Below are 15,572 nucleotides of genomic sequence, written 5' to 3'. Positions count from 1 at the left end.
TCAGGGTCAGCCCAGAAGCTGACGGAACCCTGATTTAACTTCCTCACCAAAACACACCAGATAGATGGTGTGAGGCAGTGCTGTACCGCTGGCGTGAAAGCGGATGGAGCCCAACGCAACCTCGCAGGCTGAATTCACCGGATACCCGTAAATGCCGCAACTTATCGCCGGAAAAGCAATCGTTTGAATGTTATGCTGACTCGCCAGCCGTAAGCTGTTCCGGTAGCATTTGGAAAGCAAGTCACTTTCATGATTCGCGCCCCCGCGCCATACCGGCCCCACGGTATGAATAATATACGGAGCCTTAAGATTAAAACCCGGTGTCAGCACTGCCTGACCGGTTTTGCACCCGCCAACTGCTTTGCAATACTCAAAAAGCTCCGGCCCTGCAGCATGGTGGATTGCACCATCAACGCCGCCACCGCCCAGCAGCGTCGGATTCGCTGCATTTACGACGGCATCCACTTCCAGTTGCGTAATATCGCCGTCAATAACCCTGATCCTTGCCATCGTGTCCCCAAATACCGTTCGCAGTGCTGTTTCCGTTCTGACGTTGTCGGTGTTTAGCGACACATGTCAGACAAACCGGAAAAAGATCTGCGCCGGTTACTGCAAAATATAAATTGTGATGCATAAGGCTAAGCCTTTGATTGGAATAAACAGTTTTCCGGAATCCGGTGAAGACGGTATTCAGAAATACTCATATTCCGGAGTAAATAGTCCACGAACCGTGCCAGAGTTAAGCATAGACAGAGAACGTAAGCGCAGGGGATAAGGCCGGACAGTGTCAGATACCAGCCCGGCAGGATGACATCGGATTGCCGGAGACCGCTCAGCAATCCGCTGGTTAAAGGGGGTTAACGATTAATCGTCGTCGCTGAACAGACAGTGTTTGGCAAAGTCGCCGGCTTCGTTTGCCGTCCAGTCGCCTTTAGGTTTTTCTTTCATATCAGCACACCAGGCTTTTGAGCCAACTTCCGGGGCGCAACCGGCCAGGGTAAAAGTTAATGCAATCAATGCGAAAACAGCTTTTTTCATAATTAACGCTCGTAATTTGTCAGGTATTTCATAGTAAGTCAGTGGCGGTGACAAAATCAATTACCTGAGAAAAAGGTGACCATGAAATGAGGTGCCAGAGAAAGCATGCCAGATATGGGGTGTGATTATCGTAACTTAATGAAAATTAATGATTTATATTTCTAGGTGATAACTGAAATTGAGCGCATAATCAGCCCGTTTTTTAATCAGTCGGAAGCCAGTATGGATTTCTCAAATGATCGGGTTTCAGTGTATGTACTATCAGAATCTGACACCACAACAATAAGCCAGTCTCAGCACGGAACACGCTACCGGGATGCTGTGCATTTGCCGCTGCCGGGCGGAGAAGGATGGCTGTTTGACTACGGCGTGCTGGTATTTTGGGGCGTCGACGAAGATGAACGTCTGGCGTTTTTGCACCGCCTGCAAATCAGCAGTGATGCCCTTTCCTGTGAACATCAGGAGCATGTGCGTTTTAACACTGGCGCTGAGTTACTCAAATTGCAGGGCGACCTGATTTCTCTTCCGGCCGGTGAGGCTTTGATGCGACTGGCTGTCAGTCATGCGCTGGCGCAGTCGACCAAACTGAATCAGTATGAATATCAGGCGGAAAAGACCATTCAGCAATATGCATATTTGCCGAAGGCACTGGCAGAATCAGGTAAAATTAATCTGAGCAGACAGAAGCTGGCCAGCATTCGTGGTCACCTTTTCAGTACCAAAAGCGATATTTTTCTGCACTATGGTTTGCTGGATACGCCGGAGTTTTTCTGGGAATACCCTGAGTTCGAAGACGCCTACAATGCCACAATGAAGTATCTGGATATTCGTCCGAGAGTCGATTTGCTGTCGAACAAACTGAATGTGATTCATGAATTGTTTGAGATGCTGGCTGATGAGCTGAAGCACAAGCATTCTTCGTTTCTGGAATGGATCATCATCATCCTGATTGCATTTGAAATTGTAATGTTCGGTGCCCAGGAGCTGACCATATTACTGGCGGGGTAAAGTTACTGAGCAGCGGTGATGAAGGCTGAAGGCTTAATTTTCTTTACGCCGGTTGCGGATGATCGCAACCACACGGGTTTCACGTCTACATCCAGCCCTTTAATGTAGCCGCTCATCAGTCTTGCCATATTCACTTCTTTTGACGAAAAAAAGGTATTTTCCAGTTTAAGCGGCCGGAGAATTGTCAACTTGCCCTGAGATGCTGGCGGGTAACGGCGCCATTTTGGAGCCCGGGAAAGTCCAGGGGACAAACAGTACAATACTGGCCAGTGACGCTACAGCAATCAGTGCCAGCAGAAAACTCCGTGCAGAAGGCCGGTTCATTAAGTTTCTTTCTCCCCCTGAGGTATTATTTTCGACCACATAAAATTAGCAGAGAACCGGGAAACTGCCCGGGCCGGTCTTTGACGGGCTGCAATCGGCGATCAGATGATTGCCCGTTCCGGCAAGGACGGGTTCAGCTCTCTGGCAATAATCTCCAGACCTTGTTGTAAGTTCTCAGGAGTGAGATTACCCAGACAAAGACGTAAATGCGCCGAAGACGTTTCTGTCACATGGAAGAACACCGATGGCAGTGCATCTACACCCAACTGGTTCAGGCGGCTGATCACGGCGGCATTATCAAGCCGCGGAGAATGTTTCAGCCAGATGTGCAAATTCACCGGGTCGTACTGAATACGTTTTTCGCCCAGAATCGCTTTGGCCAGCGTAATACGCTCTATGCAGTCTTCCCGTCTGGCCTGCTCAATGGCGACGGCATCGCCGCTTGTATAGAGCCTGTGAGCCAGTTCGGTAGTTACCGGCGGTGTAAACCAGTTCTGCGCCTGTATTACCCGTGCCAGACTACCGGTAAATTGTGGCGGGCAAACCAGCATGCCGGCCCTTAACGCCGGTGCGACACATTTGGAAAAACCCGATACGTGAAAAGTGCGTTCTGGCGCAAGCTGTTGCAGTGACACAACCGGTTCTGCATGCAGATAGATATCGTCTTCCACCAGATAAATGTCGTATTTGCGGGCAATTTTCACCAGCTTTTCCCGGTGACTTTGAGAGAGGGTTTTTCCGGTGGGATTGTGCGCTGTCGGCAGAACAACCAGCACCTGGCTGGTGGCCTGCTTGCACCGTGCTTTGAAGTCGTTGAGATCAAGTCCGTACTCATCCATGGCCACTGGCTGCAATTGCAATCCAAGCAGTGTTGCCACGGCCCGGATCCCGGGGAAAGTGGTTTCCTGAACCATTACCGTGTCGCCCTTATTGCATAACAACATCAGGGAAGACAACAAGCCCTGCTGGGCTCCGGCAAGGAGGAAAAGATTCTCCGGGTCAGCGTTATTTCCCCTCAGATTCAGCCAGTCCGCCATACTCTCCCGGTGTTCCGGCAGTCCGCGGGTATCGCCGTAAACCGACCACAGGCGGGGATCATTCTGACGGGCAAGGTTCTGAAGGTGGGTTGAAAGAATGGGTTCAATATTCAGGCAGGCCGGCTGATTCAATGTGAAGTCGAAAACATCTTTGCGTCCGGGCAGCATCGCTGCACTAATCGTCCGTCCTTGTTTTTGCTGTTTTACAAACGTCCCTTTTCCCTGTGTTTTCTCAATGATTCCCCGCTGCACTCCTTCATCAAAGGCGCGGTTTATGGTTCCCGGTGTAACATTCAGCAGCGTTGACAGTGCCCGTACGGTGGGAAGCTGCTCGCCCCGCTTCAGCTCCCCGCTGACAATAGCCTGTGCTACACCGTCGCAAATTTGCAGGTAAAGCTTTTTGTCGCTGGTGGCATCAATTGTCGGTTTCCACATTTTCTGCTCTCACATTGATAGGGTAACAATTTATATTTTTGTGTTTATTGATTGCTCAATCAGTATATCAATCACGTTGGTAATGTTAAGTACGTTGTTTAAGAGAAAAGAAAATGGAATTGCAGAATCTGAGTTTGCTGGTGGTGTTTGCTGTCAGTATGACGTTTACCCCGGGACCGGCTAATCTGACCTTGCTGGGCACCAGTGTGCAACTGGGCATACGCAGCACGCTGCCGCTAATGGCAGGGGTGGTAACAGGGTTTGTGATTAATGCTCTGGCGATTTGCGTCGGGTTAGGCAGTGTTTTTCAGCAGTTTCCTGTGATGGTGACGTTCATTAAAGTGGCCGGTACGTTCTACATTCTTTATCTTGCTTACAGCTTATGGCGGGTCAGACACGCCGAATCCCGCAGGGCCAGCGCTGTAGCCCCCGGATTCTTTAAAGGCATACTGGTGCACCCGCTGAACCCCAAAGCCTGGCTGATGTTGATCACCGCCTACAGCCAGTTTGTGTCACCCGACCGTGTGGTCACAGACAGTCTGGCCCTCATCATTGTGTTTTGCTTAAGCGGACTGGCTGCAAACAGCTTGTGGACGGTACTTGGCAGCGTGATCCACGAATATTTGCAAGTCCCGAAAATGCGCTACAGCTTCTTTACTTCACTGGCAGTGATGCTTTCAGGCTTGGCAATTGCGCTGTGGTTGACATAATAGGCGAAAGCAGCGCATATGGGACGCCACAGATGAAAAAAGCAGTACTGGATAAAACCGACAAGGCCATTTTAGCGGCGTTACAGAATAACAGCGAAACACCGGTAAGCGATATTGCAGAACAGGTGGGGCTGACGACGACACCGTGCTGGCGCCGCATCCAGAGACTGCAAAACGACGGGCTGATCAGCAAGCGTGTGGCTCTGCTCAGTGCTATGCATCTTGGCTTAACCATGACAGTGTTCGTGCAGGTAAAGGCATCCCGTCACGATGCGCAGTGGCTGGACAAGTTTGCCCGCCATGCTTCCTCTTTTGAAGAAGTGGTCGAGTTTTACCGCATGTCCGGCGAGTATGATTATCTGCTTAAAGTGCTGGTTACTGATATGCAAAGCTTTGATCACTTCTACAAGCGGCTGGTATCCGGCATCGATTTGAGCGATGTCACCAGCAGTTTTGCTATGGAACAAATCAAATATTCCACTGAAATGCCCCTGACTCATCTGTGAGCGCAGGCTGACAACGTGCAATACTTTGTGTTGTATCAGGTTGACAGCAATCAGATCCTTCTTTCATTTCACAGGTGATCCGCTGATGTCACCCGTGTGATACTGTGTGCAGGTTCAAATGCACAACAGGAATTCATCGTGACAGCCTCTGCTAATCCTCACTGGAATGATATTTTTCATCTTGAAACGCAGCTAACCGGCGAAGAGCGTATGCTCCGTGACGCGGCCAGAGACTTCTGCCAGACGGCACTGATGCCGGGCATTGAAAACGCAAACCGCACTGCTACTTTCGATACGGCCATCATGCGTCAGTTCGGTGAGATGGGCCTGTTAGGTGCAACCATAGATGGCTATGGCTGCGCCGGGGTGAATTATGTCTCCTATGGATTGATTGCCAGAGAAGTGGAGCGGGTCGACAGCGGTTATCGCAGTGCCATGAGCGTTCAGTCTTCACTGGTCATGCACCCTATTGCCAAATTCGGTACCACTGAACAGAAAGAAAAATATCTGCCCAAACTGGCTACCGGTGAATTTATCGGTTGCTTTGGTTTAACCGAACCGGATGCGGGTTCGGATCCGGCGGGAATGAAAACCCGCGCGGAAAAAGTGCCGGGTGGATACAGACTGACAGGCAATAAAATGTGGATCACTAATTCACCGGTAGCCGATGTCTTTGTGGTATGGGCTAAAAATACCGGTGAGGACAATGAGATTTGTGGTTTTGTGCTGGAAAAAGGTATGGCCGGGTTATCGGCACCGGAAATTAAGGGCAAGTTGTCACTGAATGCCTCTGTTACCGGTGAAATTGTTATGGATAACGTATTTGTGCCGCAGGAGAACATGTTTCCGGAAGTGCGCGGTTTGAAGGGGCCTTTCAGTTGCCTGAATATGGCCAGATACGGCATTTCCTGGGGAGCTATGGGGGCGGCAGAGTTTTGCTGGCACGCTGCGCGGCAGTATGGTCTCGACAGAAAGCAGTTCGGCAGGCCACTGGCACAGACTCAGCTTTTCCAGACAAAGCTGGCGGATATGCAGACGGAAATTGCGCTGGGCTTGCAGGGGAGCTTGCGGGTGGGGCAACTGATTGACACCGGCGCATTTGATCCCGTGATGATTTCACTGGTTAAACGGAATAACTGTTCAAAGGCACTGGATATTGCCCGTAAAGCCAGAGATATGCACGGAGGCAACGGGATTGCCGGTGAGTTCCACGTTATGCGGCATATGCTGAATCTGGAGACAGTGAATACTTATGAGGGCACTTACGATATTCACGGGTTAATTCTGGGCAGGGCGCAAACCGGACTGCAGGCGTTCTTTTAATTTTTTCCGGCACAAATAAAAACAGGCCTTGTGAACAAGGCCTGTTTATCGGGTGTTGACGCTAGTGATTTGAGTCAGCGAGTAGCTTGGATTTCTTCTTGATCTTGCAATCAAAAATCTTCTCAGCATTTTTCCTTCCAATATAGTATGCAACTGTATATGGATGGCTCCGCTCAAAAAACCGCGTAAATGACTTGGTTAATGCATGCATATTCATGAGCCCTCCTGTGGTTTACCCGTCACTATCATATAATTATGACAGTAATATGTCTAACGTGTTACAGAGAAATTTAGTTCACCACGATAAAATAAATTTATCGGGTGACTCCCTTTAAATGTAGGCGTTCCGTTAGAATTTGCTAGTTTAATTTTTTTATAGAATAAAATGTTTCTTACTACCACTGCCGGATAATTTTTTTGTATATATCGGCATCAAGCAGGCTGAGCTGCGTCGCCGCCGGTGTCAGTGCCTGTAACACGTTTACTGCATCCTGCCAGTTATCGTAACGGTTGCCGTCAATCATATAGACACTGGCAGCGGCGGGGCGGGTTGAGTCCAGTGGATACGCCGTTGCGGCTGAGGGCGGGGTGGTATCGTGGAAAACCGATTCTGACGTAATGTAATCGGCAATGCCGTCGTTGTTGATGTCTTTACTCAGCCAGCTCTTTCCTAACAGCGTGTTGTAGGTGCCGTCAGATTGCATTTGTGAAATGGTGTTGTTAAATGTTGAGATCAGGCCTCTGTTAGCGGCTGTATCCTCTGCCAGCATCAGGTGGAAGCCGCTGGTGATGAGGGCGTCAGCCGAGCGGGAGACCAGTTCCTCATTATCTGCCAGCAGTAAAAGGTTAAATTCATCAATCAGTAAAGCTGAAGTCATCAGCAGGGGCGTACGATCATCAGCAAATTGTTTAAATGCATCGAATGTAGTGGGCGTACGGGACCATTTCACCTCGCGCACGGCGCGGATCTGCGTGGTATTAGCAAAACGGTTTTCGATAGCAGTGCGGCTGTCCTGTAACTGAGGCAACAATTTAATTTCTTTTACCGCAGGACGTTTGCTGGCTGCATACAGGTATAAAGGCAGATACGGAGTTGAATAGAGGGCGTTACTCTGTTTGTCATCAAGACTGATAAACGCATATTCTCCGTTAAGCTGGCCGGTAGTCAGTGCACCGCCTAAAAAGGCCCTGCGCATCACTTGCAACGTCACGTCCGTGTCCATACGCCTGAAGGCCTCAGTGACAATACTGTTCAGCCTGGCAGGCTCACCTTCGTTATCAATGTAAGTGGCGAGAGGAGAGGCGCCCAGTTTTATTTCTGCCTGTGCCGGGGTCGTCAGACAAAACAGGCCCGTCAAAATTAAACCGCTAAATACCTTTATCATCAAATACTTCCTAAATACGTCTGCCAGTACGGAGTCATTCGGGCAGAGTCGTCTACCGTAACCGGCTTTATTGTAAAAGTGTAGCGTCCCGGGGGGATTAATACAGAAAAAGCGTGACAACCTGTCACGCTTTTAACCTGAGGATAGTGTGAGGACAGCTTGCAGAGACGGGTCGCAAGCTGTGTTTCAGGCTTACTCGCCGAAACTGCCGGCTGCGCCCGGGTAGACCACCGGGCTTTCAATGCCGTCCTTGCTGACACTGGCAACACCAAAGAAGTAGTTGTCGATGACAATATTTTCCAGTGTGGCTTCAGTGACATCGCCGACAAATTTGCTGTATTGCCACTGCGGTGCATCGGTGTAGCGCCAGTACAGCTTATAACCGGCTAACTGAGGGTTTTGTTTGCTGTCGGCGGCTTTCCATTTCAGCGTGGTGGAAGGTTTTACCGCTCCTTCAATGGATACCTCTGCCGGCGGAGCGGGTGCCCAGGACATAGCAGCCAGACTCACTGCATTCAGTCCGGTCAGTTTGGCTGCATAGTCGAAGTCAACGCCATCAAGGGTGTCGCCATATACGATGCCGTCTTCCGTGCGTAAGTCCTGATGCTGACGGGTATAGTTCTCGTTGGTTTCCATGATGCGGATACCGGGATAGCCTAAATCATTGAATGGCCGGTGGTGTCCGCCGCGGCCGAACCGGTCGAGCCGGTAGATCACCATGGTGTCTAAATTTTCGATGTACTGATCAGCAATTTTATCAATATAACGGGCCAGATTACGGCTGGGAGAATCCACTTCTCCGCCGGTGAAGCGCCGGGTACGGGCTTCAGCTTCAGTTTCTGTGACTCTGGTACCTTCAGCGAACAGGCGGGCGGTACTGTTATTGATAACGCCGTTCACCCCTTCGATATTGCCAATCATATCGTTATTCAGCACGGCCTTTATGCGCCAGCCTTCCTTCTGCGCTTTTGCGGCGAGAATTTTACCGCCGAATAAACCCTGTTCTTCACCGGAAAGGGCTGCGTAGACAATAGTGCCGTTAAACTTGTACTGGCTGAGTACCCGTGCCGCTTCCAGTGTACCGGCAACACCTGAGGCGTTGTCGTTTGCGCCGGGACTGTCAGATGTGAAATCCATCACATCTGATACCCGTGAATCAATGTCACCGGACATGATCACGTAGCGGTCCGGGTCGGTGGTTCCCCGTTGAATAGCAATAACATTGACCACTTCCACCGGATCGGGAATTCGCTTTTCACCACTGATGGTGTCACTGACCGTGATAACCTCAAGGCAGCCGCCGCATTCCGCGGAGATTTGTTCGAATTCTTTTTGGATCCAGCGACGGGCCGCACCAATGCCACGGGTGTCTGATTTGGTTTCAGACAACGTATGACGGGTACCGAAATTCACTAGTGTAGTGATGTCTTTTTCAATGCGGTCTGCAGAAATTGCTTTAGCAATATCGTGCAGGCGCGGGTCGTCGTTTGCGGTGGGGGCTGCTATCGCTGAAGCGGACAGCAGCATGGTAGTAGCAACCAGTGTGCGTGGTAGCATAAACACTCCTTCAAGCCTGTTGTAAGTGCCACGCTTATGGTTGCGTGGCTGTCGGGATATCGGTTTTACATGCCCCGATACTTTTAACTCTTATTCATATTGATTCTACTATGTAACTGAAAAGGTAACACAATGCACGACCGTCTAAGCCTTTAATTCATCGAATATTTTGGTAAGGCAACTTAAGCTTATCTGGTTCAGTCGGGTAAGCCACTCTGTAATCCTGAGGAGCGAGAAACCACTTGAGTCCATCAGTCTATTTATGTAAAGAAGCGAATTTACAATTTTATTGATGAATTAAATACATTGAGAATCACGATTTCATACTTTTTGTCACTTCGATAATAGTAGTTTTGCGATTAATTTTTACGCGAAATTAACTTTTTATTAAAGAATGGTATTGCGGAGCGATAATAATGAAACACTCAATTCATCGATACACGGCAGTATATATTTCCACACTTCTGGCTCTTTCTGCATGCGGCAGTGATTCTACCGAAGTTAATAATGAAAACACTGTCGAAGACGTAACTTTGACAATAGCTAGTGGGGAGTCCGTGGAGATTACCAAAAGCACTTCATACGATGTGCTGATAATAGAAGAGGACGCAAGTGTAACTGCGCCTGAAGGAAAGTCGCTCACATTAACGGTAGATTCTGTGGAGACAGCAATAGCAAGCGGTGAGTATTCCGGAGACGTTGTTTTAAGTGTTACAGACTCAATTCCGGTAGTTTACAGTGACAGCATTACCAATTATTTCAGAACAGCTGTTTATATTGAGGACGGCGCTTATGTAGCTGAGAAATCTGTATTGGCAGCTCTGGCTCAGGGGGAAGTTGATGACGCAACTGCAAGTGACTTGGTTATCTCATCTACCGGAGCAAATTTCAATGGCATTGTGGTGACGAGTAGTGCTGAAAGTACAGATTCTTATGACTATCTGATAGATAGCCCGACTATGGATTTCACCGGAAACGGTGGTAACGACTTTTCCGGATATGGCGCAGCTATTATGTCTTCAGGCTACGCCAATGTGCAGGTAAACGATGCTGTGATTACAACTAATGGTGCGATACGTACCGCAGTGTTTGTTGGCGGAAATAGTACAATGACAGTCAACAATGCGGTTATAGAAACCTATAACGGCACGCTACCCGAAGATTATACGTTCAATGTGGATTTGGGACGGATGATGGAAGCGCCGTGGATGCTTGGTATTACCGGCAATGTCAGATCAACGAACCTCGTAGGAAATGGTACTGCTTACTACATCAATTCTGTTATCACATCACAGGGATGGGGAGTGCTATCGACCGATGATACCAGTGACAGCCGGCTTTACTGCATTAATTCAGACATCAAAACTATCGAGAGCGGTTACGGCGCTTATTCTATTGGTAATAATCTGGATTATTTCAGCGGTTGTAATATGGATGTTGTGGACTATGGCGTCATTATGGCTGCTCCCGGTGACACTACATTCACAGATAGCTCCTACGTAAAGTCTGCCAGAATTGGTGTCATGTTGCATAGTGGAACTGGTGAGCTACGGATTGAGAATGGTACTGTATTTGAAACACAGGAAGCTGTCATTCAGGCAAAAAGTTCGTTTCCCACCATTATTATTGATAACGCCACATTAGTTGCTTCAAATAATGTTGTTCTGGAAATGATTGAAAACGACGATCCCTACGGAGCCTACCTGCAAAGCCTGGATACTGGTAGCGAGAGCGGAGGTGGAAATCAACCTCCTGAGGGTGGGGATGCTTCTCAACTCAATGATGGAGGAGCATCATCTGAACTTGTTGCAACGTTATCGGACGTGACGCTAACGGGTGACATTATCAACGGTAACACTGCGAACGGCTCGCTTTCGCTGACATTAGAAGGAGCGACATTAACTGGTGCAATTACAACATCTGAAGCGACGCCGGGTTATCTGGAGTTTTACGATGATGCGGTTTCTTTCTTTAACGATGTTCTTGAATCTGACGGTTACGTCAATTACAACCTGATTGGAAAGGTTGTTCATGAATATACAGAAGTGGAAGCTGAAGATACGATCTCAGTTTTCATGGACAGCACATCCAGTTGGACAGTGACAACTACCTCTTATATTTCATCACTCAACATAGAGGACGGCGCAACACTAAGTGCACTGGATGGTATGAATTTAACTTTGCTAGTAGATGGTGTGCAAGTTGATATTGAGCCCGGTATGTATAGCGGTAAAGTGACTTTACAGGTAACCGACAGCGAATAATTTCTATGAATATGGGCGTCTTTTGTCGCCCATTTTTATGACATATGCGGAGGTTTGGAGATTTAGTGTGAATTCATTGTGTAAAATTTTAGCGTTCTTTATTTTTATACAGACCCCATGCCTGGCTGATGACCAGGAGAATAGTAAACCCGTAATAACTATGCTTGGGTTGCCGCTCTACCAACCCGAATATAGTTTCTGGCAGCGCTATGTGAGTAGAATAATGAAAAGTAAAGGTCAGGAGATTAGTGAGGAGCTTGTCCGAACGGAAGCATTAGCTCTGGCTTGTTACGAAAGAAGTGTTAATGTTTATGCAGAGTCATCAGGAATATCATTGACGGACGCTGACAGAAACTACCTCTCGGAAAAAAGGGAAGCGAATATTCGAATATACGGGAATGCTACGGAATATCTTCGCATCATAGCAAGGCATTACGTGAACGAGTCGGTATATAGCTATCTACAGGAAACGGAGCTTAAAGCTGCACAATTGTTTAATTTGTGGTTCGGAGAAAAAGGTCAGAACCTGAAAAACAAAGATTTAAAAAGCTATCTTGCCGAAAACCCTCTGTACAGCGGTTTCTATTTAAAATTGCCTAAGACTGTAAACGGGCATGATCAGTACAAAAAGATTGCAGAGTTGAGAAATTCTATACTGCAATCCAAAGACAAATATCAAAAAATTCGAGAATTTATCAGAAGTGAAACACGGGACATAAAACAAGCCAACATGCGCCAAGGACGACAATTCGTTCAGGGAACTTTGCCTTCAAATGTGGAAAGTGCTTTTTCTGAAGTTGCCGTAGGAGAATTGAGCAGTGTAGTGACTACCAATGATGCTTATTTCGTCATATTACCAACTTCGCTGGGAGCAGATACACTTATAAATAATACAGGAAAAACACTTCGGTACTGGGTGGCATATGACGGGCTCTTCAAAGCTAAAATTAAAGCTCCCTGTAATGAGGAGCTTCTGAAACATACGTTGGCTTGATGAGAAGGCCCGCGTCTTTATATGAAGGCGTAGGCGTCACCGAAGAGTTTACCGGTGGACAGGCCACATGCTGTAAAGTCATCCCGTGCCACTTTGGCCATTTCGAAACGCCCTGCAATATAAACCTGCTTGTCAGATAAATCCGGATAGTCAGTCATCACAGCTTTGTGAACCCAACCGGTTTTACCCTGCCAGCCTTCTTCAGGAAATTCTACTACCGGAGCGAAGGTGAAATTGTCATGCTTAGCCGCTAATGCTGTCAGTTCATCGAATAGATAGAGATCTGACTGATTGCGTCCGCCCCAGTAAAGGGTCACTGGCGTGGTTGCATGATCTTTCAGTGCCTGCTGCAAAATAGACCAGGTATAAGAAAAACCGGTACCACCGGCGATAAGAATCATGTCTGAACCATCACTTTGTAATGATGCTTCTCCGTGGCCGCCACTTAAGGTGACTTCGCCTTCATTACGCATTTTATCGAGGACTTCGGTGGCGTAAGCGTTTTTCTCATCTGCACCAATGTGCAATTCGATTCGACCATTGTCATAAGCCGGATTAGCGATGGAAAACGGGCGCTTATCTTTTCCGCCCATATGCACCATGATGTACTGACCGGCTTTAAAATCCACCGGCTGCGCAGGCGTTAACTCAACTTTATAAACGACCTCAGTTAACGGCGTGATGGCCGTAACCTTACACTGAAATTCCGACATAGTTACTCTTTGATTGGTTGAAGTTCTGACGCAGGCTGAGAGGGGAGCGCATGTGCAATTAAAACACGCGGTAAACCCATCCATGGGCGCTCCACCGCAGCGTCCCTGCTGCGGAGGGTTTTAATTACACATACATTCCCCGCTTTCACGCCTGCGTCCGGCTTTATGCTCACAATATGTTTGCGGAGGTTGGGAATAATGCGTGTTTGAATTTCGCACAGACTTCACCAGCCAATGGTTTGCCCACACTCTCCCCGCTAATTAGTCCATAATACCAAGACTGTCCCAGATGTCATCCATGCGCTGTTTCACGTTTTCATCCATGACGATAGGCGTGCCCCACTCGCGGTCCGTTTCACCCGGCATTTTATTAGTGGCATCCATACCCATTTTAGACCCCAGACCGGAAACCGGAGAGGCAAAATCCAGGTAATCAATGGGAGTGTTCTCAATAAGAACAGTGTCTCTTGCAGGGTCCATTCTGGTGGTAATGGCCCATATCACGTCTTCCCAGTTACGGGCGTCCACATCGTCATCACACACAATCACAAATTTGGTATACATGAATTGACGCAGGAACGACCAGACGCCCATCATCACCCGTTTGGCGTGGCCGGGATACTGCTTCTTCATGGTGACGACCGCCATGCGGTAAGAACACCCTTCCGGCGGCAGATAAAAATCGACGATTTCAGGGAATTGCTTTTGCAAAATAGGCACGAACACTTCGTTCAGTGCTACACCCAGAATCGCAGGCTCATCCGGCGGACGGCCGGTATACGTAGAGTGATAAATGGGTTTCTGACGGTGGGTGATGTGGGTGACAGTGAACACCGGGAAAGAATCGACTTCGTTATAGTAGCCGGTGTGGTCGCCATAGGGACCTTCCGGTGCCACTTCGTCCTGAGCAATATAACCTTCCAGCACGATTTCAGCACTGGCCGGCACCTGCAAGTCATTACTGAGAGATTTTACCACTTCTGTTTTGCTGCCACGTAACAAGCCGGCAAAGGCATATTCCGACAGCGTATCCGGCACCGGAGTTACAGCTCCTAAAATGGTGGCCGGATCGGCGCCAAGCGCTACAGACACCGGATAAGGTTCGCCGGGATGGGTTTGACACCATTCACGAAAATCCAGTGCACCACCACGGTGGGATAACCAGCGCATAATGACCTTGTTTTTCCCGATTACCTGCTGACGGTAAATACCCAGATTCTGACGTTTTTTATGCGGACCTTTGGTAACCGTTAATCCCCAGGTGATCAGTGGCGCTGCATCGCCCGGCCAGCAGCGCTGAACCGGCAACATAGATAAGTCGACATCATCACCGCTGAGCACCACTTCCTGGCAAGGCGCTTTTTTCACTTCTTTGGCTGGCATGTTCAGGACCTGCTTGAACACCGGTAATTTTTCCCAGAGATCCTTCAAACCCTTAGGCGGCTCGGGCTCTTTTAAGTAGGCAAGTAATTTACCTACTTCCCTGAGCGCCGATACTGATGACTGGCCCATTCCCAGTGCTACACGTTCCGGCGTACCAAACAGGTTTGCCAGTACCGGCATGTCTGACCCTTTCGGGTTCTCAAATAACAGGGCCGGACCTTTGGCCCGCAATGTACGGTCGGCGATTTCCGTCATTTCCAGGTCGGTGTCGATTTCCTGTGTAATGCGTTTCAGCTCGCCTCTGGCTTCAAGTTGCTCAATAAAATCCCGTAGATCTTTGTATTTCATCGTTTCCGTGTTTATTGCATCCTGAGAATGGTAGCCGGAGTATATCACTTAACGGCCGGATCCGTTTCAGGGGATGCCGGTTTGTGTCATAAACTTAATTGAGCAGCAGGTTGTTGATATAAATTAATCTGGACAGCGGCTGCAAATGGTAGTGTTATAGCGGATGTACCCGCAGTATTTGCCTTACAATTAACTCTGCTGTGGTGCACTCAAACAATAACAGTGTCAGGAGAGTGTAATGGTGTTAGTAGATCAGGATATGGTCGACGAGTTAAATCTTCTTCTTAAATTTCCGGCGTCCAGTCTCATGCAGGGACTGAAAATTCATCACGACGCCAGCCAGTCAGTTGTTCACGCCGCAGAACGTCTTTACTCAAAAGGGATCATTACTCAGCCTGACGGCGGCTATCTTACCGACCTGGGCGTAGACCTGGCAGAGCATGCCCGGCACATCCAGTCAGCATTATCGATGAAACTGAACTAAGCTTGCAGCTTAAGCTTTACCGTACCCCGCCGATAAATTAAACATAGCGGTGCGATGCCTGAT

General features: G+C 48.5%; 16 protein-coding genes. 7 read left to right on the top strand and 9 right to left on the bottom strand.

Annotated elements, in window-relative coordinates; genetic code table 11:
- Window positions 1-6 precede the first annotated feature (6 nt).
- Both ACXAH4_RS17395 and ACXAH4_RS17390 read right to left on the bottom strand, forming a co-directional pair.
- Window positions 7-510 carry an O-acetyl-ADP-ribose deacetylase gene (locus ACXAH4_RS17395; protein WP_474852853.1) on the bottom strand — a complete coding sequence of 168 codons (504 nt, stop codon included), beginning with the start codon at window positions 508-510 and terminating at the stop codon, window positions 7-9.
- Between the two features lie 354 nt (window positions 511-864).
- Complete coding sequence (locus tag ACXAH4_RS17390; RefSeq protein WP_119503495.1) at window positions 865-1,038, bottom strand: DUF3012 domain-containing protein; 174 nt, start codon at window positions 1,036-1,038, stop codon at window positions 865-867.
- Window positions 1,039-1,260: 222 nt separating this feature from the next.
- Here ACXAH4_RS17390 and ACXAH4_RS17385 point away from each other — a divergent pair, with 222 nt between their 5' ends.
- Entirely contained in the window at window positions 1,261-2,046 is a 786-nt protein-coding gene (locus ACXAH4_RS17385; protein WP_474846267.1) for an RMD1 family protein, read from the top strand.
- Between the two features lie 2 nt (window positions 2,047-2,048).
- Here the strand turns inward: ACXAH4_RS17385 and ACXAH4_RS17380 are convergent, their stop codons facing one another.
- The 3 genes from ACXAH4_RS17380 to ACXAH4_RS17370 all read right to left on the bottom strand — a co-directional run bounded on the left by ACXAH4_RS17380 (window position 2,049) and on the right by ACXAH4_RS17370 (window position 3,842).
- Window positions 2,049-2,174, bottom strand: a complete 126-nt coding sequence (locus ACXAH4_RS17380) for a hypothetical protein (protein WP_474852855.1) — start codon at window positions 2,172-2,174, stop codon at window positions 2,049-2,051.
- Between the two features lie 37 nt (window positions 2,175-2,211).
- Window positions 2,212-2,370 (bottom strand): hypothetical protein, encoded by a 159-nt coding sequence (locus tag ACXAH4_RS17375; RefSeq protein WP_474882782.1) that lies wholly within the window; start codon window positions 2,368-2,370, stop codon window positions 2,212-2,214.
- Between the two features lie 101 nt (window positions 2,371-2,471).
- The gene (locus tag ACXAH4_RS17370; protein WP_474882780.1) at window positions 2,472-3,842 is read right to left on the bottom strand and encodes an aminotransferase-like domain-containing protein; all 1,371 of its coding nucleotides are present in this window, start codon (window positions 3,840-3,842) and stop codon (window positions 2,472-2,474) included.
- 113 nt (window positions 3,843-3,955) lie between these two features.
- Here ACXAH4_RS17370 and ACXAH4_RS17365 point away from each other — a divergent pair, with 113 nt between their 5' ends.
- The 3 genes from ACXAH4_RS17365 (at window position 3,956) to ACXAH4_RS17355 (ending at window position 6,381) form a co-directional block, all read left to right on the top strand.
- Window positions 3,956-4,552 carry a LysE family translocator gene (locus tag ACXAH4_RS17365; protein WP_474846261.1) on the top strand — a complete coding sequence of 199 codons (597 nt, stop codon included), beginning with the start codon at window positions 3,956-3,958 and terminating at the stop codon, window positions 4,550-4,552.
- Between the two features lie 32 nt (window positions 4,553-4,584).
- Window positions 4,585-5,058 (top strand): Lrp/AsnC family transcriptional regulator, encoded by a 474-nt coding sequence (locus tag ACXAH4_RS17360; RefSeq protein WP_181013636.1) that lies wholly within the window; start codon window positions 4,585-4,587, stop codon window positions 5,056-5,058.
- Window positions 5,059-5,268: 210 nt separating this feature from the next.
- Window positions 5,269-6,381 carry an acyl-CoA dehydrogenase gene (locus ACXAH4_RS17355; protein WP_474882800.1) on the top strand — a complete coding sequence of 371 codons (1,113 nt, stop codon included), beginning with the start codon at window positions 5,269-5,271 and terminating at the stop codon, window positions 6,379-6,381.
- Window positions 6,382-6,776: 395 nt separating this feature from the next.
- Here the strand turns inward: ACXAH4_RS17355 and ACXAH4_RS17350 are convergent, their stop codons facing one another.
- Window positions 6,777-7,766 carry a substrate-binding periplasmic protein gene (locus ACXAH4_RS17350; RefSeq protein WP_474846259.1) on the bottom strand — a complete coding sequence of 330 codons (990 nt, stop codon included), beginning with the start codon at window positions 7,764-7,766 and terminating at the stop codon, window positions 6,777-6,779.
- 192 nt (window positions 7,767-7,958) lie between these two features.
- On the bottom strand, window positions 7,959-9,293 hold the full coding sequence (locus ACXAH4_RS17345) for a M28 family metallopeptidase (RefSeq protein WP_474882798.1): 1,335 nt from the start codon (window positions 9,291-9,293) through the stop codon (window positions 7,959-7,961).
- Between the two features lie 446 nt (window positions 9,294-9,739).
- On the opposite strand from ACXAH4_RS17345, the gene ACXAH4_RS17340 reads away from it, so the two are divergent.
- Together ACXAH4_RS17340 and ACXAH4_RS17335 are read left to right on the top strand one after the other, a co-directional pair.
- Window positions 9,740-11,587, top strand: a complete 1,848-nt coding sequence (locus tag ACXAH4_RS17340) for a hypothetical protein (RefSeq protein WP_474882778.1) — start codon at window positions 9,740-9,742, stop codon at window positions 11,585-11,587.
- A 223-nt stretch (window positions 11,588-11,810) separates the two neighbouring features.
- Entirely contained in the window at window positions 11,811-12,581 is a 771-nt protein-coding gene (locus tag ACXAH4_RS17335; protein WP_474882776.1) for a hypothetical protein, read from the top strand.
- A gap of 17 nt (window positions 12,582-12,598) precedes the next feature.
- Here the strand turns inward: ACXAH4_RS17335 and fre are convergent, their stop codons facing one another.
- Together fre and ubiD are read right to left on the bottom strand one after the other, a co-directional pair.
- Window positions 12,599-13,294: an NAD(P)H-flavin reductase gene (gene fre, locus ACXAH4_RS17330; protein ID WP_474846253.1), complete on the bottom strand. Its 696-nt coding sequence runs from the start codon at window positions 13,292-13,294 to the stop codon at window positions 12,599-12,601.
- Window positions 13,295-13,555: 261 nt separating this feature from the next.
- Entirely contained in the window at window positions 13,556-15,025 is a 1,470-nt protein-coding gene (gene ubiD, locus ACXAH4_RS17325; protein ID WP_474882774.1) for a 4-hydroxy-3-polyprenylbenzoate decarboxylase, read from the bottom strand.
- Window positions 15,026-15,263: 238 nt separating this feature from the next.
- On the opposite strand from ubiD, the gene ACXAH4_RS17320 reads away from it, so the two are divergent.
- Window positions 15,264-15,509: a TIGR02647 family protein gene (locus ACXAH4_RS17320; protein ID WP_119502642.1), complete on the top strand. Its 246-nt coding sequence runs from the start codon at window positions 15,264-15,266 to the stop codon at window positions 15,507-15,509.
- The last annotated feature ends 63 nt before the right edge of the window (window positions 15,510-15,572 follow it).

The organism is Alteromonas sp. ABV2_168, assembly GCF_056161165.1.
Note: the sequence above shows the minus strand (reverse complement) of the source record. Positions and strands in the feature narration are given on the sequence as shown.